This window comes from Pseudomonas asiatica (genome assembly GCF_040214835.1).
Lineage (GTDB): Bacteria > Pseudomonadota > Gammaproteobacteria > Pseudomonadales > Pseudomonadaceae > Aquipseudomonas > Aquipseudomonas putida_Z.
In genome coordinates this window covers 2,885,936-2,905,816 of sequence record NZ_CP157874.1, presented here as the reverse complement: position 1 = coordinate 2,905,816, position 19,881 = coordinate 2,885,936, and the positions used below count along the sequence as shown (strand labels likewise).

16 protein-coding genes are annotated in these 19,881 nt (G+C 62.6%); 9 read left to right on the top strand and 7 right to left on the bottom strand.

The features are described 5' to 3' along the window. Nucleotide 1: 1 nt before the first annotated feature. The 8 genes from ABNP31_RS13080 (at nt 2) to ABNP31_RS13045 (ending at nt 10,120) form a co-directional block, all read left to right on the top strand. Complete coding sequence (locus tag ABNP31_RS13080) at nt 2-2,404, top strand: efflux RND transporter permease subunit (protein WP_238066315.1); 2,403 nt, start codon at nt 2-4, stop codon at nt 2,402-2,404. Between the two features lie 10 nt (nt 2,405-2,414). Beyond that, complete coding sequence (locus ABNP31_RS13075; RefSeq protein WP_217190413.1) at nt 2,415-3,392, top strand: WD40/YVTN/BNR-like repeat-containing protein; 978 nt, start codon at nt 2,415-2,417, stop codon at nt 3,390-3,392. Between the two features lie 173 nt (nt 3,393-3,565). Next, nucleotides 3,566-4,900, top strand: a complete 1,335-nt coding sequence (locus ABNP31_RS13070) for an NAD(P)/FAD-dependent oxidoreductase (RefSeq protein ID WP_350013389.1) — start codon at nt 3,566-3,568, stop codon at nt 4,898-4,900. A 64-nt stretch (nt 4,901-4,964) separates the two neighbouring features. Further along, entirely contained in the window at nt 4,965-5,681 is a 717-nt protein-coding gene (locus tag ABNP31_RS13065; protein WP_350013388.1) for a hypothetical protein, read from the top strand. 91 nt (nt 5,682-5,772) lie between these two features. Next, a complete protein-coding gene (locus ABNP31_RS13060; RefSeq protein ID WP_350013387.1) occupies nt 5,773-7,260 on the top strand; it encodes a flavin monoamine oxidase family protein in 1,488 nt (495 codons plus the stop codon). A 9-nt stretch (nt 7,261-7,269) separates the two neighbouring features. Then, nucleotides 7,270-7,923, top strand: a complete 654-nt coding sequence (locus ABNP31_RS13055) for a c-type cytochrome (RefSeq protein WP_350013386.1) — start codon at nt 7,270-7,272, stop codon at nt 7,921-7,923. A 33-nt stretch (nt 7,924-7,956) separates the two neighbouring features. Then, a complete protein-coding gene (locus tag ABNP31_RS13050) occupies nt 7,957-8,607 on the top strand; it encodes a hypothetical protein (protein WP_350013385.1) in 651 nt (216 codons plus the stop codon). A gap of 88 nt (nt 8,608-8,695) precedes the next feature. Further along, the gene (locus tag ABNP31_RS13045) at nt 8,696-10,120 is read left to right on the top strand and encodes a coniferyl aldehyde dehydrogenase (RefSeq protein ID WP_350013384.1); all 1,425 of its coding nucleotides are present in this window, start codon (nt 8,696-8,698) and stop codon (nt 10,118-10,120) included. Nucleotides 10,121-10,451: 331 nt separating this feature from the next. Here the strand turns inward: ABNP31_RS13045 and ABNP31_RS13040 are convergent, their stop codons facing one another. The 6 genes from ABNP31_RS13040 to ABNP31_RS13015 form a co-directional block, all read right to left on the bottom strand. Next, nucleotides 10,452-12,032 (bottom strand): GMC family oxidoreductase, encoded by a 1,581-nt coding sequence (locus ABNP31_RS13040; RefSeq protein WP_350013383.1) that lies wholly within the window; start codon nt 12,030-12,032, stop codon nt 10,452-10,454. A 55-nt stretch (nt 12,033-12,087) separates the two neighbouring features. Further along, nucleotides 12,088-13,047: an alpha/beta hydrolase gene (locus ABNP31_RS13035; RefSeq protein WP_350013382.1), complete on the bottom strand. Its 960-nt coding sequence runs from the start codon at nt 13,045-13,047 to the stop codon at nt 12,088-12,090. Further along, a complete protein-coding gene (locus ABNP31_RS13030) occupies nt 13,044-14,675 on the bottom strand; it encodes a 3-(methylthio)propionyl-CoA ligase (RefSeq protein ID WP_309673694.1) in 1,632 nt (543 codons plus the stop codon). The genes ABNP31_RS13035 and ABNP31_RS13030 overlap by 4 nt, the downstream gene beginning before the upstream one ends. Before the next feature lie 76 nt (nt 14,676-14,751). Continuing rightward, entirely contained in the window at nt 14,752-16,251 is a 1,500-nt protein-coding gene (locus tag ABNP31_RS13025; RefSeq protein WP_238066308.1) for a flavin-containing monooxygenase, read from the bottom strand. A 326-nt stretch (nt 16,252-16,577) separates the two neighbouring features. After that, the gene (locus tag ABNP31_RS13020) at nt 16,578-17,243 is read right to left on the bottom strand and encodes a c-type cytochrome (protein ID WP_350013381.1); all 666 of its coding nucleotides are present in this window, start codon (nt 17,241-17,243) and stop codon (nt 16,578-16,580) included. After that, complete coding sequence (locus ABNP31_RS13015) at nt 17,243-18,718, bottom strand: flavin monoamine oxidase family protein (protein WP_350013380.1); 1,476 nt, start codon at nt 18,716-18,718, stop codon at nt 17,243-17,245. The genes ABNP31_RS13020 and ABNP31_RS13015 overlap by 1 nt, the downstream gene beginning before the upstream one ends. Before the next feature lie 197 nt (nt 18,719-18,915). Here ABNP31_RS13015 and ABNP31_RS13010 point away from each other — a divergent pair, with 197 nt between their 5' ends. Then, nucleotides 18,916-19,188 (top strand): hypothetical protein, encoded by a 273-nt coding sequence (locus ABNP31_RS13010; RefSeq protein ID WP_238066305.1) that lies wholly within the window; start codon nt 18,916-18,918, stop codon nt 19,186-19,188. An 85-nt stretch (nt 19,189-19,273) separates the two neighbouring features. Here the strand turns inward: ABNP31_RS13010 and ABNP31_RS13005 are convergent, their stop codons facing one another. Beyond that, nucleotides 19,274-19,876: a TetR/AcrR family transcriptional regulator gene (locus ABNP31_RS13005; RefSeq protein WP_143110123.1), complete on the bottom strand. Its 603-nt coding sequence runs from the start codon at nt 19,874-19,876 to the stop codon at nt 19,274-19,276. Nucleotides 19,877-19,881: the final 5 nt, after the last annotated feature.

Here is a 19,881-nt window from a genome sequence, read left to right as displayed (position 1 = left end):
CATGTCTATTCAGATCAAGGAAACACAATCGCGCGGCCCGTTGGCGTGCACCGAGGCCTGGTTGTTCGGGCACCGCGGCTGGGTGCTGGCGATACTCGCGCTGTTCACCCTGGGTATGGCCTGGTTCGCCGTGCAACTGCGCATGGACGCCGGGTTCGAGAAGCAGTTGCCGATTGGCCATGAGTACGTCGAGACATTCAAGCAATACCGCGGCGACCTGCTTGGCGCGAACCGTTTGACCATCGTGGTCAAGGCACGCAACGGCAGCATATGGAGCGAAGCGGGCTTGCGGCGGTTGGCTGATGTTACTCAGGCAGTCACGTTCCTGCCCAGCGTTTCGCGCAGCAGTGTGCGCTCCCTCTGGACGCCGAACGCCTTCGTCAACGAAATCACGGAGGAGGGCTTTCGTGCCGATCCGTTGGTGCCGGGAACTGTGACCCCCGAGCGGCTGGATGCCACCATCATCGGGCGCATCGCTGACTCCACCGCTCAGGGCGGGTATATCGGTACCCTGGTTTCCAGGGACCAGACCAGTGCGATGATCACTGCCGAGCTCAACGAATACGATGTCAATGGGCAGCGCCTGGACTATGTGGCCTACAACCGTGTGCTGGAGCAGCAATTACGACAGCCGTTCGAGGATGCCGACTTCGAGATCCAGCTGATCGGTTTCGCCAAGCAGATTGGTGATATCGCCGATGGCGCGGCAGCGGTGCTGGAGTTCTGCTTGCTGGCCTTGCTACTGACGGCGGCGGCGGTGTACTGGTACTGCCACTCAGTGCGCTTCACGCTGCTCGCGCTGGGTTGCTCGTTGACCTCGCTGGTCTGGCAATTCGGTAGCTTGCGCCTGTTGGGCTATGGCCTCGATCCGCTGGCGGTGCTGGTGCCGTTCCTGGTCTTCGCCATTGGTGTTTCCCACGGTGTCCAGCAGATCAACTACATCGTCCGCGAAATCGCCGATGGCAAGCCAGTCGCGCAGGCTGCCCGCTCCAGCTTCCGCGGGCTGCTGATACCCGGCACCTTGGCGTTGGTTACCGCTTTGGTGTCCTTCGTCACCCTGCTGCTGATCCCGATCCCCATGGTCCGCGAACTGGCGATCACGGCCTCTCTCGGCGTCGCCTACAAAATCGTCACCAACCTGGTGATGCTGCCGTTGGTGGCTTCGATGCTGAAGGTCGATGCACGCTATGCCGCTGCCGAGGAAGTGTCGCGCCAACGGCGGTCGCGCTGGCTGGAGGGCCTGGCGAGGCTGGCGGACTGGCGCAACGCCCGCTGGGTGCTAGTGGTTGCCGTGGCCGTATTCGTCATGGCTGTATGGCAAAGCCACGACCGTGTGGTCGGCTCGCTTCAGGCTGGGGCACCGGAGCTGCGGGAGGATTCACGCTTCAATCGCGATGCAGTGGCCATAGCCAGCAATTATGACATCGGCCTCGATTGGCTGAGCGTGGTCTTCGAGGTCCGGTCAGGGCCGGATGGCAGCGCCAATGCTTGCGAGGATACCGCGCTGGGGCAATATCAGGACCGCTTCGTCTGGACCATGGAAGGGGTGCCCGGAGTGCTCTCGGTGGCGTCGTTCTCATCAGCGATGCGCCAGTTCAACGAGGGCTACAACGAGGGCAACCCGAAGATGAGCGCGGTGCCCATCGACCCGATGAACTATTCGTCTCTGGCCGCCGAGGTGGGGCGCTTGCCTGGCCTGATGCGCACCGATTGCAGCATGACCGCGGTGCACCTGTACCTGGCTGACCACAAGGCCACCACCATCTCCCGCGTGATCGATGCAGTGAAGACTTTCCGCACGGCCTACCCACAGGACGGCATCGCCGTGCGCCTGGCGTCAGGCAACGCCGGGGTGATCGCGGCGATCAACGAGGAGGTCGAGAAGAGTGAGACGCCGATGCTGCTCTATGTCTATGCCGCGATCGCCTTGTTGGTGTTGATCGTCTACCGCGACCTCAGGGCGGTGCTGGTGTGCTGTTTGCCGCTGACCCTCGGCACCTTCATCGGTTACTGGTTCATGAAGGAGCTGCAGATCGGCCTGACCATCGCCACCCTGCCGGTGATGGTCCTTGCGGTGGGCATCGGTGTCGACTACGCGTTCTACATCTACAACCGCATCCAGCTGCACCAGGCCCATGGCCAACCCATCGCCACCGCGGTGGCCTGCGCCCTGCGCGAAGTCGGGATCGCGACCATCTTCACTGCGCTCACGCTAGCGGTCGGCGTGGCTACCTGGTCGTTTTCCGAGCTCAAGTTCCAGGCTGACATGGGGAAGCTGCTGGCCTTCATGTTCATGGTCAACATGGTCATGGCCATGACGGTGCTGCCAGCGTTCGCTGTCTGGCTGGAGCGGGTGTTCCCACGCAAGCGCCCGGTGCGCATGGTCGGCGCGCTGACCCATTGAGGAGAATGACATGCATTACCTGAAACGGGTCGTGGGCATCGCCTTGCTAGCGGCCATGCCAATGGTCGCGCCCTGGGCCGCGGGGCTGAAAGCGGTACCGGTGGCACCTGCCAGCAATGCCCCGCAGGCCATGATGCTGGGTGCGGGCAAAGCGGGGGAGCGGGTGGTGGCCGTCGGTGACCATGGCATCGTGCTGCTTTCCGACGACCATGGGCGCAGCTACCGGCAGGCCCACGGCGTACCCTTGTCGAGCACGTTGACCAGTGTCAGCTTCGTCGATACCAGCAACGGCTGGGCCGTTGGCCACTGGGGCGCGATCCTGGCCAGTAGTGATGGCGGAGAAACCTGGGCGGTGCAGCGCATCGACAGCGATGTCGACCGCCCGCTGTTCGCCGTGCACTTCTTCGATCGCCAGCAGGGCGTGGCGGTAGGGCTGTGGTCGTTGATACTGACAACCGACGACGGCGGGGTAACCTGGACCGAACGCACCTTGCAACCGCAGCCTGGTGCCAGTCGCGCCGACCTGAACCTGTTGAGCCTGTTCGGCGATGGGCAGGGGGCAGTCTATGCCACCGCCGAGCATGGCAAGTTGCTGCGCTCGGATGACCGGGGCAAGACCTGGCGTTACCTGGACACCGGCTACCAGGGCTCGCTGTGGAGTGGTGCCGTGCTGCCGGATGGCCGTCTGCTGGTAGGCGGGCAACGCGGTACCTTGTTGCGCGGCACGCCGGACGCAAGTGCGTGGCAGCGCATACCTCTGAACAGTCGTAGCTCGATTACCGCCATACAGGCAGAGGGCACGCACGTACTGGTGGCAGGTCTTGACGGCCTGCTGGTTAACAGCCAGGACGGCGGCGCCAGCTTCGACGAGACGCTTAGCGGCGACGGCGTCTCGCTTACTGCAGCACTCATGCTGGGTGACGGCCAGCCGTTACTGTTTTCCCGCCATGGCGTGAGCGAAACGCCTTCAGGTCGAAACCCTCGCTGACCCCGCCCGGTCGGACCGTCCTCAAGCGGTGCGGCCGGGCTTATTCATGCCGGCGAATAGCGTTCCATATGTGATGACGAATACGTGTAAAAAACAACATAACAACTGTTGCGTTAAATAGGGCGCAGCAGTAGAGTCTGGCGAAACAACAACAAATTTTTCGGAGGCAAACCATGTCCGAGCTCAGCAGCAACGTTGACAAGTTCCGCCTTCTCGGCGGATGGGTCGAACAGCCAGACGATCTGCAGCCGGAGCTTGGGGATGACATCAATGCCGATGTGATCATCGTCGGCGCGGGCTTCGCCGGGCTGTCTACTGCCCTGGAGCTCACCGCGCTCGGTGCCAGCGTGGTGGTCCTCGAACAGGCATTTGCAGGCTTCGGCGCCAGCGGTCGCAATGCCGGCTACCTTGCCGGCAGCATGGGCGTCGAGTTCGAACTGTTCCACAAGCGGCTCGGCGTGGAACAGGCCAGCAAGGTCGTGTCCTTCTACGATGAAGGCGTGGCCTACGTGGAACGACGGCTGGGTGAGCTGGCCATCGATTGCGATTACCTGCCCAGCGGTGTCATCCGTGCCGTCATCCATCCCTCGCAGGAAAAGAGACTGCGCCACAGCATGGCGCTGGGACAGGAGCTGGGCTCGGTCACTCGATTTGTGGATCGCGATGAAATGCGCGCTCGCGGTATTCCGCCTGCGTTCCTTTTCGGTTGCATTCAGCACGGTGGCACGCTCGATCCCGGCAAGTACGTGATGGGCTTGCGCCGCGCGGCATTGCAGGCTGGTGTTCGCTTGTTCGAACAGACCAGGCTGCTGTCCTACAGTGACGGCCCAACCATTACCTGCCGTACCGGGAAAGGCTCGGCAAGCGCGCCGGTCATGGTCCTGGCCACCAATGCCTACACGCCGCAACTGGGTTTGCTGCGCGACAAGGTCACGCCACTGCGGGTCTCGGCCATCGAGACACAGCCGCTGTCCGCTGCGCAACTGCAGTCCTTGGGTTGGCAGGGCCGGGAGGGCATCGTGACCCCCCACTGGACCATGGAGAGCCACCGCCTGACCGCACGCAACACCCTCCTGATAACCACCAAGCAACTGGGTTATGCCTACGGCTCACAGACCCCGAACGAGCCGGACCGGGCGGCGTACGCCGCGTTGAGGCAAGCCCTGGACGACCGTTTCCCGTCATTGCGCGACGTGGCGATCGACAAGTGCTGGAGCGGCTATATAAGCCTTGCTTACGACGCCTTGCCGGTGGTTGGTGAAACCGGGCCGCACAGCAATATCTACTACACGGCTGGTTGCTCGGGACATGGCGTTGGCACCCAATCGCTGATCGGTTTCCTGCTGGCGGAACGTATCGGCGGCATCGAGCAGCCCTTGCTCACGGCGCTGCGCCACAAGACCCCCTCGACGCTTCCTGAACCTTTGCAGTGGTGCGCGGTAAAGGCCGCCCTGGCGGGTGTAAACCTGCTCGACAACGCCCTCAATCGACGGGCACGAGCGTCGTAACTGCGATCAGGCGCTGGCCGATCGCGGCGCGGCGCCTTGCCGATCCATCACCCCCGGAGATGCAATGAACAATTATTCGAATGAGGCCATGCGTTTCACGGCATGGGCTTCGATCATCGGCGGACTGTTCGCCTACCTCAATGTCGGTTTCATGCTCATGGTCACTCAGGGTGACATGGCCGTGACGTTGCAGGGAACGACCATGCTGACCCTGCCGGCTGAAGCCAGGCAGTACTTCAGGCTGTCGATGTTCGCCGACATCCTGGGTTTCTACCTGCCAGTGCTGGCTGTGGGGGCATATTTCTGGCGCGAGTTTCGCGATGAGGCAGGTGCGCTCGGGGACATGGCCCTGTTGGCCATCGCCACCTATGTGGTGCTTGGCGTAACCGGTGCGGGCCTGCAGCTTTCGGTGCTCAACCCACTGGCGCAATTGCACCTGACGGGCAGCGAGGCCGTGCGAGCTGGCGCCGAGGCAGCATGGACGACCATTGCAGTGGGTAGCCAGCGCGGGCTCTGGTGGTGCGAAGGCCCTGTTGTCCTGTTCTGGGGCATCGTCGTGGGGCGCCATTTGAAGAATGCCGGTTGGGGCAACTCGATCCTGCTGCCGCTGAAGGTGGTGGGCTGGTGCTTCGGGCTGTACTTCGTTTCCGGCTTCTTTGCCGCCCTTGATCCGCTGACCAATGCCCTGCTGGTGCTCGTGGTACTGATCTTCCCGTTCTGGCTGGTGTTGTTCGGGTTGCAGTTGCGACACCGGGCACTGCGCCTGCCGCTGGGCGCCTGAACATTTTAACGCTTCATCCCTTGCTTGCTGGACCTGAAGCGCCACGCAGTGGCGCAGCACAATCGAACAACAATAGCGTGAGGCTCCCTTTATGGCTGAAAAGCCTACCTCCAATTCATTGGATCTCAAGCGCCGGCAGTTGCTGAAGTTCGCTGGCGCTACCGCGGCCGTTGGCGGCCTCGGCCTGCATGTCGGCCTGGCCAGCGCCGCTGAACCTGTGGCGGCTGCGCATGGCGACGATGAGGGCATCCTGGATGTTGCCATCATCGGCGCCGGCATGGCCGGGCTCACGGCGGCCCGCGATCTGCTGAACGCCGGGTGCCGCTCATTCCAGGTGCTGGAAGCCCGTGAGCGGGTCGGCGGTCGGGTGCTCAATTACGACCTGGGCTCGGGCTACATCTCCGAGGTCGGTGGGCAGTGGATCGGGCCCGGCCAGACGGCCGTCGCCGACCTTGCCCGTGAGCTTCAAGTGGACACGTTCCCCACCTACTACCAGGGGAAGACTGTGGTTCTTGGGGGGGAAGGGCGACTGGAGATCGACTTGCAAGGCACCTTTGGCACCGATGAACGAATCGGCGCCAAGCTCAGCGAGCTCTCCAGGTTGGTACCGTCCGGTAAACCATGGGCTTCTTCCAAGGTCAGCGAGTTGGACAAGCTCTCGGCGGGTGATTGGCTGGCGCAACAAGATATCAAGCCTGAGGACAGGTCTGGCTGGGATACCAGCTTCATGCTCACCTGTGGCGTCGCGCCGGCCAAAATGAGCCTGCTGCACTTCCTGTCGATGATCAATTCGGCAAGCTGCGACTACATGAAGCTGGACTCGATCAAGGACAGCGCCCAGGGCACCCGCTTCGTTGGTGGCTCGCAGATACTGTGCACGCGCATGGCCGAGCAGTTGGGCGACCGGCTGCGCCTGGCCTGCCCGGTGCGCGCGATCAGCGAGTGGGACCGCGACGTCGTCACGCTGCACACTGACCAAGGGTTGATACGCGCCCGGCGGGTCATCGTCGCGATCCATCCGGCGCTGTGCAACCAGGTACGCTTCGAGCCCGCGCTGCCGGAGGGGCGCGCGGCGCTGCAGCGTGCCTGGCCGGCACACAGCCCTGCGCGCAAGACAGCGATGGTCTACAAGCGGCCGTTCTGGCGCGAGAAGGGCCTGAACGGCCACACCATGCAGGTCAAGGGGCCACTGCTATGGGCTTGGGACAACTCCCCACCCAACGGCGAAATCGGCGTGATCAACGCCTTCGTCGTCAATGCCATGCTGCCCTCCGACCACCAGGCCGCGCAGCAGGTGCTGACGGAAATCTACGCCCGCTCATTGGGTGAGGAAGCCTTGCAGCCAGTCGCCTACCACGATCATGACTGGGGACTGACAGATCCCTGGAGCCTCACCTGCGTGTCGGCGATTCCGCCAGGTTTCTGGAGCGAGCATGGCGAATCGTTGCGTCCGCCGTGCGGCAACCTCATCTGGTCGGGTACTGAAACTGCCGATATCTGGGCCGGGTATATGGATGGCGCCGTGCGTTCAGGTCATCAAAGTGCACTGCAGGCGCTTGCCTCGCTACGTCGGGCATAGGGGACAGCGATGAAAAAGAAATTGTTGTGTGGTACGGCAGTGTTGCTGGTCGCCCTGCTGGCATTGTTCGGCCGTGACCTGCTGGGCTTCTACCACCTCGTTACCTACATCGACAGCACTACCCAGGCCTATGAAGCGGACGGGCCCTGGCCCCAGACGGCCGATGCCTGCTACGGCTGCCATGGGATGCGCGGAAGCTCGCAGCACCAGCGTTACCCCAGCCTGGCAGGCCAGCCTGCCGATTACCTCAAGGCGCAGGTGCACGGCTTTGCCAATGGCACCCGTCATTTCCCGAACATGCAGCCACTGGCGATCAGCCTGGGTGACGCTGAAATCGACAAGCTGGCCAACTACTACGCTCGCCAGACGCCCATGGATAACCACACGTTCCAGCCTGATCCTGGCCTGCGCCAGCAAGGTGAGAAACTGGTCAAGGCGGGTGCCTGTGCTGCCTGCCATGGCGAGAAGCTGATGGGCCAAGGCGCATTCCCGCGTCTGGCTGGCCAAGGTGCCGACTACCTGCTGGTACAGCTGGACGCCTTTGCCCAAGGCAGCCGGGTCGATCCAACCGGTTCGATGAAGGCGGTTACCCAGACCCTCTCGGCACAAGACCGCAAGGCGCTGGCGCATTACCTTGCTGCCTTGGCGGCCACCCCGAAGTAAAGCCTTCATACCTACAAGAAAGAGACCTGAGCTATGGAAATCAAAGATGTTCTTGCGTTGCTCACTTGCGTCCTCCTGGTGGTTTCCGGGAGCACCTACGGCATCAAATTCCTGCGCAGAGGCAACTTCCTGCTGGGCCTGGAATGGTTGATCGTGGCATTTTCCGGCACCAACTTCCTGATCTACCTGCTGACCCAGTCGCAATTCTCCTACGGCATTTCGTATTTCTGCGATGCGTTTTCCCGCGGCTTTGGCATCCCGATCGTCACGGTGCTTGGCCTGATGGCCGTCACCCATGGCTTCCGGCCTTCGGCGGGCAAGGACGCTTTGATTTTCGCTATCACTTTTGCCTGCACGTTCGTGATGATCAAGGCTGATTTCATGATCAAGCCGCTTCCCTACTTCTACGTCATCATGTGGGCTGGCTACACGGTCTACCTGGCGTACTTCATCAGCCGCCTGGCGATGGTCGGCGAGTACCTGCACGCCTTCGGAGTCACGGTGGCGGCGATGCTGGGGCTACTGGTGGCCTGCATCTATGACTTCTACCCAATACCCGGGGACGACACGAAGGCCGTATTCATGTCGATAGCGCTGGCCAGCTGGTCTTTCATGATGATCCAGCTGTACTACGCGTACTTCGCCCTGGTGCGGGCAAAGCATCAAGCGGTGCCAGCGCGCTGACACACCTTGGTTTCCATGCTGGGGCCGCCCGCGCGGCCGCAGTTTGCAGTCGCAGCGATCCAAGAGATCCACCAGGAGTACTTACACAATGTCGATCGAGCAAGTCGCGCCGGAAGTCGAGCGGATGCGTGAAGTTTTCGCGCTTCAGCGCCACGCATTCGCCGAGGAACGCTACCCGTCCTATCAGACCCGGCGGGCCAACCTGCTGGCGCTCAAGGCGCTGGTGCTGGAGAACGCCGAGCGGATCGCCGCCGCCATATCCAAAGATTTCGGCCACCGCTCGGAGCACGAGACCAAGATGCTCGATATCTTCGGCCTGGTCAGCGAAATCAACCATGCGGTCCGCTGCCTGAAACGCTGGATGAAACCGCGCAAGCGCGGTGTCGGGATCTGGTTCAAGCCCGCGCGCGCTGCGGTGCTGGCCCAGCCGCTCGGGGTTATCGGGATTGCTGCGCCGTGGAACTACCCGCTTTACTTGACGTTGGGTCCGCTATGCGGCGCCCTGGCTGCCGGTAACCGGGCCATGATCAAAGTGGCCAGCGACTCCAGCCACTATGGTCGCTTGCTCGCCGAGTTGCTGGGCAAGCGGTTCGACCAGGACCTGGTGGCGGTGATACAGCCAGGTGCAGGTATCAACGACGGTTTCTCGCGGCTGCCCTTCGATCACCTGATCTTCACCGGCTCACCGGCGGTCGGCCGGCAGATCATGCGCAATTGCAGCGAAAATCTTACCCCGGTGACGCTGGAACTCGGCGGCAAGTCGCCTACCATCGTCGCCCCGGGTTACTCGTTGAAGCAGGCCGCCGAGACCGTTCTTTGGGGCAAATGCCTGAATGCCGGGCAGACCTGCGTCGCGCCTGACTACCTGTTCCTGCCTGCCGGCAGCGAGGAAGAGTTCCTCGCGCATGCCAGGGCGGCGGTGGCTCGAAATTACCCGCAACCGTTGGCTGACAACCCCGACTACAGCTGCATGATCAATGCGCGCCAGCTGGCACGTGTCGAGGCGCTGCTGACGGACGCCCGGGACAAGGGCGCGCGCGTGGTGGCGCTGGCGGATGTGGATGGCGCGCGTCGGGCGGGCAAGCTGACACCGCACCTGGTATTCGATGTGCGCGACGACATGCTGATCATGCAGGAGGAGATCTTCGGGCCCGTGTTGCCGATACTGGCTTATCGCAAGCTCGAGGACGCAATCGGCTACATCAACGCCCATGAACGGCCCTTGGCGCTCTACCTGTTCGACGAAGACGCCGGCCGGGTCGAGACGGTGCTGCGCCAGACATTGTCCGGAGGTGTTTCGGTCAACAGCGTGATGCTGCATGTGCTGCAGGAAAACCTGCCGTTCGGTGGCGTGGGCAATTCAGGGCTCGGGCACTACCACGCCGAGGAAGGGTTCCAGACGTTCAGCAAGATGCGGCCGGTGTTCTACCAGGCGAAGTTCAATGGCAGTTTCCTGCTCAAACCGCCCTATGGGCGCCTGACCCAAGCCCTGATGCGCCTGATGTTGCGTTGAAAAGCGTTTGCTGGGTAGGGCTGACGAGGCTACATCGAGTTGACGCTACGATCGTCATGCCCTTTTTAGCGCCCTTCGGGGCGCTTTTTTTATGTTGATGTGAAAGGTCGGAAACCGCCAAGCCCTTCGAGCAGCGCCATCTGTGGCAGCGGGCGTGCCCTCGAAGCAGGCAGTGCAGTGCATGGCACCGGCTTTGACGGTGTTCGCGGGCTTGCCCGCTCCCACAGTTCAGATGGCGTGCAGGCTTGGGGGCGGGAGGAGGGGAGATCGGGTAGGTGGAAACCGCCCATGCCTGGCATGGTGCAGGGCGGTTTGAGTCCGGGCGAGGGTGTCAGCCGTGAGCAATCCACTCAGCGGCGCGTTCGGCGATCATGATCGCGGCCGCGTTGGTATTGCCTCCGACCAGTGTCGGCATGATCGAGGCATCGACGACGCGCAGCCCCTCGATACCATGAACACGCAACTGGCTATCCACCACGGCCATCTCGTCCTGCCCCATCTTGCAGGTGCCGATTGGGTGGTAGATGGTGTCGGTGCGTTTGCGCAGCAGCTCGATCAACTGTTCATCATTGTGCAGGCCGGCGCTGTACATATCCCTGAGTCCGAAGCTGGCCATGGGCGTCTGGGCAATGATGTCACGGGTGATGCGGTAGCCTTTGAGCAGTGTTGCGACATCGTCGTCGTGGGCAAGGAAGTTGGGGTCGATACGCGGCGCCTTGCGCGGGTCTGGCGAGGCCAGGCCGACACTGCCGATGCTCTTGGGGCGAAGCACGCACACGTGGCAACTGAAGCCATGGCCCCAGTGCAGTTTGCGATTATGGTCATCCACCGTGCCGATCACCGAATGCAACTGGATATCCGGGCGCTCCAGCCCTGGATCGGTCTTGAGAAACGCGCCGGCCTCGGCGCAGTTGCTCGCAACCGGGCCATTGCGATGGCGAGCGTAGTCGAACATGGCCTTGCCCATCTTCACGCCACCGCTCAGGGAAAAGCCCAGCAGCGAAGTGTCGTTGCTCTTGTAGCACAGCACCACGTCCGCGTGGTCCTGCAGGTTCTGGCCAACGCCCGGGAGCTCATGGCGCGGGGCGATGCCCTGGGGCTCGAGTTCGGCTGCCGAACCAATGCCGGAGAGCATCAGCAAGTGCGGGCTGCCAAAGGCGCCTGCTGACAGTATGACCTCCTTGCGCGCCCTCAGGTGCACGCGCGAGCCCTTGATCTGCGCCTGTACCCCGGTCGCCTGCTTGCCCAGCAGGACGATACTTTCGACATGGGTATGAGTGAGCACGGTAAGGTTGCTGCGATGGCGGACCGGCTTGAGGAATGCCGTCGCGGTGCTCCAGCGGCGGCCGTCGCGAATCGTCACATCGTAGTAGCCAGCGCCTTCCTGAGTGGCACCGTTGAAGTCGGGGTTATAGCTGTGCCCGGCACGCAGCGCGGACTCCACGAAGGCTTCGCTGGCAGCGTGGCGATTGGCCGGGCTGACGTAGAGCTCGCCGTCGCCTCCGTGATACTCGCTACTGCCGCCGTGGTGCATTTCGCTCTTGCGAAAGTACGGCAGAACATCGTCGAAGCCCCAGCCTTCGTTGCCCAGCGCCTGCCAGTCATTGAAGTCGTCCTGATGGCCGCGGATGTAGATCATACCGTTGATCGAACTGCTGCCTCCGAGCACCTTGCCTCGGGGCTGGTAGCCTACCCGCCCGCCCAGACCAGGCTGAGGGGTGGTCTTGAATGCCCAGTTGACGTGGCGCGTTGGCAGGATGGCAGCCAGGCCCAAGGGAGTATGGATAAGTGGTGATCGATCCTCCGGCCCTGCCTCGAGCAGGCAGACGGTGACACTGGGATCGGCACTGAGGCGATTGGCAAGGACACAGCCGGCAGAGCCGGCACCCACGATCAGATAATCGAATTCCATGTTGTTGTTCTCGGGGGAATCATTGGGAGGTCTGGGCAGGACAGGAACAGGTTCGCTAGCCATCCCAGTTCGTGTGGTCGTTGACGAAGTCCAGGATATGGCGCTGTGCCTGGAGGGCTTGCGGAAGCGCCGCAATCATCTGGAACACGTGTGGCATCTGTTGCCAGATTTCCAGGCGAACCGGCACTCCGGCCGCCGCCGCGCTGGCCGCCGCGCGGACCGAGTCGTCCAGCAGCATTTCGGTGCTGCCTACTTGCAATAGCAGTGGTGGCAAGCCGGCGAAGGAGCCGAACAAGGGCGACACTTCAGGCGACGCGTGTTTTTCGGCCGATGCGTAGAAACCGCGGATAGCGATCGCGAAAGGCAGGGTGAAGATCGGGTCGTGACGAGCATTGCCCAGCGCGCTCGCACCACTGAGGGTGAAATCGAGGAACGGTGACAACAGCACTGCGCAGCTTGGCAGTTGTGCTCCCTCGTCCCTGAGCCGCTGCAGCAGCGCCAGCGCAAGGTTGCCGCCGGCGGAGTCGCCAGCGATCACGATGTGTTCGGGCCTGGTCCCCTGTTCGAGCAGCCATCGGTAGGTGGCATGAGCCTGATCAAGCGCCGTTGGGAAGGGGCACTCGGGCGCGAGGCTGTAGTCCACCATCAGCGCCCTGGCCTTGAGCGGTCTGCACCAGTTCGCCACCATTGCGGCATAAATCTGCGGGGTGTAGGCGACGAACGCACCACCGTGGATGTACAGCAGCACGCGCTCCTGCCTGCAACTGGCCGGCGACAGCCAATGTGCAGGGGTACCGTTGCACGAGACTCTCGTCCGAAGCACGTCCGTTGGTAGCGCTTGGCCTTGGCGATCCAGCTGCGCGAACTGCTTGCGCAGGCGCTGGATATCGATACCCATGCCGTGGCGGGACTTCACCGACAGGCGCAATAGCAGGTTGAGCAGCCTGCGCTTCCAGCGACCTTCGCTCGGGTCGATGACACGGGTATCGGCCCGGCTTCTCGCAGGGGCGTTCATGACGCCACCTCGCGCGCTGGTGAGCCCGGCCATTGGTAGTCACGCAACGCCTGGCGCAACTGGATCTTGCTGACCTTGCCGGTGGCAGTGTGCGGCAGTGCCTCGACGAACACCACGTCGTCAGGGATGCAGAAGCGTGCCACTTTGCCGGTATAGAGCGCGAGGATCGCCTCACGGGTCGGCGCCTCTCCAGGCTTGGCGACAACTACCAGCAGCGGGCGTTCGTCCCATTTCGGATGGGCGATGCCCAGCGCGGCAGCTTCAGCGACGGCAGGGTGGCCCATGGCGATGTTCTCCAGCTCGATTGAACTGATCCACTCACCGCCCGACTTGATCACATCCTTGGCCCGGTCGGTGATCTGCATGAACCCGTCCTGGTCGAGACTGGCGACGTCGCCGGTCGGGAACCAGCCGTTCACCAGCGGCGTTTCATCACTGCGGTAGTAGCGATCGACCACCCAATGGCCACGTACGACCAGGGCTCCCGAGGTCTTGCCGTCACGCACTACCTCGTTGCCGTCATCGTCCACGGTTTTCAGCTCGATGCCGAACAGTGGTCGACCTTGCTTGATGCTGATGGCAAAGCGCGCTTCTTCGTCCAGGGGCAGGTGCGACGCTTTCAAGGTATTGACGGTGCCCGTCGGTGACATTTCGGTCATGCCCCAGGCGTGCTGGATCCGGATACCGAACTCCTGTTCGAAGCTGCGCATCAGTGCAGGCGGACAGGCGGCACCACCGACCACCAGACGCTGCAGGCTGGGCAGGCGCTTTCCGGTCTGCTGCATGTACTGCTGAAGGCTCAGCCACACGGTGGGCACGCCGGCCGAGAAGGTGACACCTTCCTGTTCGAACAGCTTGAAGACGCTCTGACCATCAAGGCCGGCACCAGGCAGCACTAGCTTGGCGCCCACCAAGGCCGCGGAGTACGGCAGCCCCCAGGCATTGACATGGAACATTGGCACGATCGGTGCCACGACCTCGCGGGCCGACAGCGAGAGCGAGTCGGGCAGGGCACTGGACAGCGCGTGCAGCAGCGTGGCGCGATGGGAGTAGAGCACGCCCTTGGGGTTGCCGGTGGTTCCGGAGGTGTAGCACAGCGCCGCCGCCGCATGCTCATCGAGGGTCGGCCAGACGAACGTCGCGGGCTCGGCAGCCAGCAGCTCCTCGTAGCACAGCAGGCGGGTCTCGCCCGCAGTCGGCATCTGCGCAGCATCCGACAAGGCGATCCAGTGCTTCACGCTCGGGCACTGCGCCGCGATGTCGGCGACCAGCGGAGCGAAGCTCTCGTCAAAGCAGACCACCTCGTCTTCGGCATGCCCGATGATCCACGCGACCTGCTCCGGGAACAGTCGCGGGTTGATGGTGTGGGTGATCGCCCCCATGCCCGAAATCGCATAGTAGAGCTCGAAATGACGGTAGCCATTCCAGGCCAGGGTACCCACCCGGTCTCCAGGTTTGACGCCCAGGCGGGTCAGGGCGTTGGCGGCTTGCCTGGCACGCTGGTGAGCGTCGGCATAGGTGTAGCGGTGCAGGGCGCCGCCAGGGAGGCAGGAAACGATTTCCGTATCGCCGTGATACCGCTGCGCATGCTCCAGCAGTGAAGGAATGGTCAGCGGGAGCGTCATCATTTGACCTAGCATGATATTCAGCCTTTTACCTTTCTTGTTTTTCACGCACTGGCGGCGAGGCCGTGGGCGTCGTGGTTCAACCGGTGACCTTGGCGGGCCGCGGGGTGAGTGCTTGTTGCTGGGCGCGCTGGAACTCCAGGTGGTGGTCTTCGATCGGGTCCTTGAGCAACATCTTCTTGTCGCGCCCGTAGTGCATGAAGACGAACCAGGGGTGCGACCGGCCCTGACGCGGCAGGAAGTGCTGGTCACGCTGGATGTAGCCGGACTTCATCGAATTCAGGATCCCGTCGCTCAACGCGTTGTTGGCGTTGTCGTAAGGCGTCACGACATCCAGGTTGCGTTGTTCCATGTAGCGGAACAGGCGGCACAGGTAAGTGGCGGCCAGGCCGACCTTCAGCGTCCACGAAACGTTGGTGTAGCCGAAGATCCAGGCCATGTTCGGCAGGTTTTCCAGCAGCACACCCTTGTAGGTCATCTGCTCGCCGATCGGGTACGGCGTGCCGTCGACCGAGACGGTCATGCCGCCGAGCAACTGCAAACGCAGCCCGGTGGCAGTGATGATGATGTCGGCAGGCAGCTCCTTGCCCGACTTGAGTCGAATGCCATGCTCGGTGAAACGCTCGATATGGTCCGTTTCCACCGACGCCTGGCCGTTGCGAATGGACTTGAACAGGTCGCCGTCGGGTACGGCGCACAGGCGCTCGTCCCAAGGCATGTAAGTCGGGGTGAAGTGGCGCATGTCGGCATTCGGGCCTACCTGGCGGCGCACGTGTGCCAGGATGATCCTGCGCATCAGGCGTGGCCATTGCCGGCAGGCAATGTAAACGGCGCGGTACAGCATGATGTTGCGTTTGCGTGCCAGGCCGAGCGCCCAGCTTGTGGGCATGATGCGGGAGAGCACGCCCGTGAGCTTATCGGTCGAAGGCAACGAGTAGATGTACGAGGGGGAGCGTTGCAGCATCGTGATATGGCGGGTCTTGTCGGCCATCGCCGGAATCAGCGTGGCAGCGGTTGCGCCGCTGCCAATGACCACGACATTCTTGTCGCGATAGTCCAGGTCCTCGGGCCAATGCTGGGGATGGATCCGCACACCTTTGAAGTCGTTCTCCCCTGGAAAGGCGGGCAGAAAACCCTCGTCATGGTTGTAGTAGCCGGTGCAGCAGAGCAGGAATCGGCAGGTGTAATGCCGGATATCCCCGCTGGCTTCGTGCAGCACCGTCAATTGCCACAGGCGCTGCTGGCTGCACCAGTTCGCACTGAGGGTCCTGAGGCCGTAATGGATCTTGTCGGCAAGGCCGTACTGCTTTGCCGTGTCCTGGATGTAGCGCCGGATCGAGGCTCCGTCAGCCAGCACCTTGGGGCTGTCCCACAGGCGGAACTTGTAGCCGTAACTCAGCATGTCCGAGTCGGAGCGGATGCCTGGATAGCGGAACAAGTCCCAGGTTCCGCCCATGCATTCACGCCGTTCCAGAATGGCGAGATTGCGGTTGGGAAACTCGTCCATCAGATGGCACGCCGTGCCGATGCCGGACAGGCCTGCACCGATGATCAAGGTATCGAAATGAAGGTTGCTCATGGAGTCTCCGCGCCTTCGGAATTTGACCGGGTCATTGATTGAAAGGTGGGTATCAGCGCGCACGCGATCACGCGGTAGTCGTTCGGCAGCCGCGAGACGGCAGTGCTGAGGCCCGGAGGAGGGTGGCCGGCAGCGGGTGGGGCAATGGAGTCGTGCATACGATGCGCTCCGTTGATTGTTGTTGTTTTACTGCACTGTAATCCGCTCTCGACTTTAACGCAACGACTGTTATGTTTAAGTTCGAAACGTTTTTTCCCCGCCGCACCAAGCTCGCGTGATAACGCCGTGGAACAGGGGCGGAGGCTGAGCATCCGCCCTTTGACAGGTCAGCGGCTGGCGGCGGCAAGGCCTGCGAGGTAGTGCGCCAGCGCTTGTGCCTCGGCTGGCGAAAGTAGACCGGCGGTCGCGTTCATGGCCCCACTCGGGTCTGTCCGCGTGCCCTGCTTGAACGCCAGGAGCTGGCTGAGCAGATAAGCTTGTCCCTGCCCGGCGAGGCGCGGCCCAGCTGCCCCGCCCATGAAATCGCTGCCATGACAGGCGCTACAGCCACGCGCTGTGGCGCTCGCCTGGCCCTCGGCCGACAACCGCTCATCCGCCGCCGGGGTGTCGGTGCGCAGCGGCGTCTGCCGGGCAAAATACTGCGCCAGCGACGCGATCTGGTCGTCGGTCAATGTGGCGGCCAGTGGCTCCATTTGCGCACTGTGCCGTTTGCCCTCGGCAAATGCCTTGAGTTGTGTCTGGAGGTAGCTGGCCTGCTGCCCGGCGAGGGATGGGTACTGCTCGTTCTGTGACTGCCCGGAGGCACCATGGCATGCGTTGCAGGTATCCTGGGGTTGCGGCCAGGTTCCGACATCGGCGTCGTAGCGGACGTAATGGCTGTCCAGTGCACTCATGAATCGATAGCCCGCTAGCATCTGCGGGCCGGCAATGACTGCCGCCAGCACAAGCCCGGTAACGCCGACCGCAACACCTATCAGCAAAGCGCGTTTCATCATGCGTTCCTCCGATTGGCAACCAGCGCCTGCAACGCTTCCAGGGCAGCTCGGTGGCCGGAGCGCACTGCGCCATCCATGCTGCTGGCCCAGATGTCAGCGGTTTCGGTGCCCGACCAGATCAGTCGACCGACGGCAGGTTTCAGGTAGCGGCCCCAACGGGTGAGAAAACCGGGAGGGATGGCGCCGACGCAGGTCAAGGTCCAGGGGTCGACCTTGGCCCAGTCGTGATCGTGGTACTGCCTGAACTGCAAGGCTTCATCACCCAATGCCTGGGCAAAAATGCCGGCCAGCGTCTGGCTCGCCCGTTCGGCTTCATGTGTTAGCTGGGCGCTGCGCACGAACGCCGAAAGGATGCCGACGCTGCCATCGGCGGGCGAGTTGTCGCAGGAAAAGATCAGGGGGCCATCGGCCTGGCTGATCTGCCCATTGAGCCCTTTGTCTCGCCAGAATGGCCGGTCGTAGACATGCACCGTCTTGCGCATCGGTGCATGGGCAGGCCACAGCCGTTGCAGTTGCGCGCGCCCCTCGGGCAAAGCCGGCTCGAAGACAATCTGGTGGCACAGTGCGGGATGCAGTGCAACGATCACCTGGCGGGCGCGGACCAGCCCCTGGTCTGTGTAGATTTCGACGATGTCCCTGTCCCAGTTGGCGATCTTGCGTACCGGGCTGGACAGCCTCATGCGGTCGCCCAACGCCTCTGCCATGCGCGTGCTCAATACATGGGAACCGCCCACGAAGCGGGTCTCCTGGGCGCCGCCATGGAAGCCCTCCAGCTTTTCCATACTGCAGTCGGCCGAGTTGATAAGTGAGAGGTAGTGGAGCAGGGCCAGGCTGGCTGGCGGAGTACCGGTGGTCAGGCCTATTGAGGTGTCAAAGCTGAAACGGCTGGCATTGTCGATGCCTTGACTCGTCAGCCATTGGGCTACCGACAGCTTGTCGATTTCGGCCGCATCGGCTGCGGTCCACGGCTCCTTGCTCGGAACCTTCCGCGATAGTTGGTTGAGCTTCGCAGTGACAGGGTTGCCATGGGCGGCGCTGAGATCTTCCTCGTATCGGGCGTCGCCCGCCAGATAGACATTGCGACCCTGGTAATAGCTCGGGAAGGTCTCTACTTCCAGTTCGCGTGCCAGGTCGAAGATGGCCGTCTGTCCGGGGCCTGCCCATTGCCCTCCGGCCTCCGCGATCACACCGCCGCCGAGCTGATGGTTGACGGTTCTTCCACCCACTCGATCCCGAGCCTCCAGTACGGCGAAGGAGGTGCAGCCAGCGCGATGCAGGTCTCTGGCTGCGGTGAGGCCGGCAAGCCCGGCGCCGATGACGACCACGTCCAGTACATCTGACGGGGCTGCCTCTACCGTCTGGGCCAGCGCTCGCCCGGCGAGCCCCGTACCACCTGCCAACGCCACGCCAGCGAGCACCTGCAGAAGCAGACGCCGGCGGCATGCCGGCGAAGACGTGTCTTCAGTGTTCATTTTTTTGCCTCGGCACGCTATTGTTGTATTTAAATAACCGTAGTTATGTAAAATAGCGCAGCGCGATCGTCGTGCAAAGAGGGAGCGAGCGTCCAGTCATCGTTTCAGCCACGAAAATCGGGCGTCGATCCCTACGCGACCTATATTAAATAGTCGGCGTTATCCAAATTTGCTGCACACAACCCGAGGAGCTACCCATGAACATGTTGAAAGTGATAGCCGTTGCATCGATCATCTGCGCGCCAGTGGTCTATGCCGCGGACAAGACCGAAGCCGACAACTGTACTGCCAAGATCGACCAGCTCGACGCTATCGAGCGTTCCGAGGGCGCCGGCCAACACGGTGGAGTGGCCACGGATATTCGCAAACTGATTGCGCAGGCCAAGGAAGCTCGGGAAAAGGGCGATGGGAAAGGGTGCCTGGCCGCAGCCAACAGGGCACTGAGCGTGTACAAGAACGCGTCCAAGTAGGAAGCTTCACCGCCCAAAGGCAAGGCGAGATTAGCCAAGGCCGGACGAATACCCGTCTGGCCTACGCCTTATGGTTCTGCTTCGATCAGGCTTTGCGCGAGCGCCTGTGCTTGGCAGGGGGCGCTATCAGCGTGATGAGAGCATCGAGCAGGGTATTCCCGCGCTCGGCGCTGAAGCGCTCGGGCTCGATCGGCATCATCATCAGCCAGCCGTCGCAGATGGTGCTGATCTGGTCGGCCAGTACATCCGGCGGTAGGTCGTCGCGGACTTTGCCTTGGCGCTGCTCTTCCTCGATCACCACGGTAAACACCTGGCGGAATCTGGCATAGCGCTGCTTGATGACATGTGCGAACGCCGGCTCGTGCCGTGCATGGGTCAGCAATTGCAACCAGGAAAGCCAGAGCGTCGACTCGCCGTCGTTGACCCACTCCATCCACTGCCGGAGCAACGCGGGAATGTTCATCTCCGCCTGATTCGCTGCCAACATCGTGTCGACCTGGTCGAACAGGCTCTGGGCGACCTCAGTGATCATCTCTTCCTTGTTGGCGAAGTAATAGGTCACCGCGCCTGTGGTGCAGCCTGCGTGTTTTGCGACATTGCGCATCGAAGCCCCGGCGTAGCCATCCCGCGCGATCACGGTAATGGCCGCCTCCAGCAATTCTGCACGCTTGGCGTCGCGGTCGCCCACGGGCC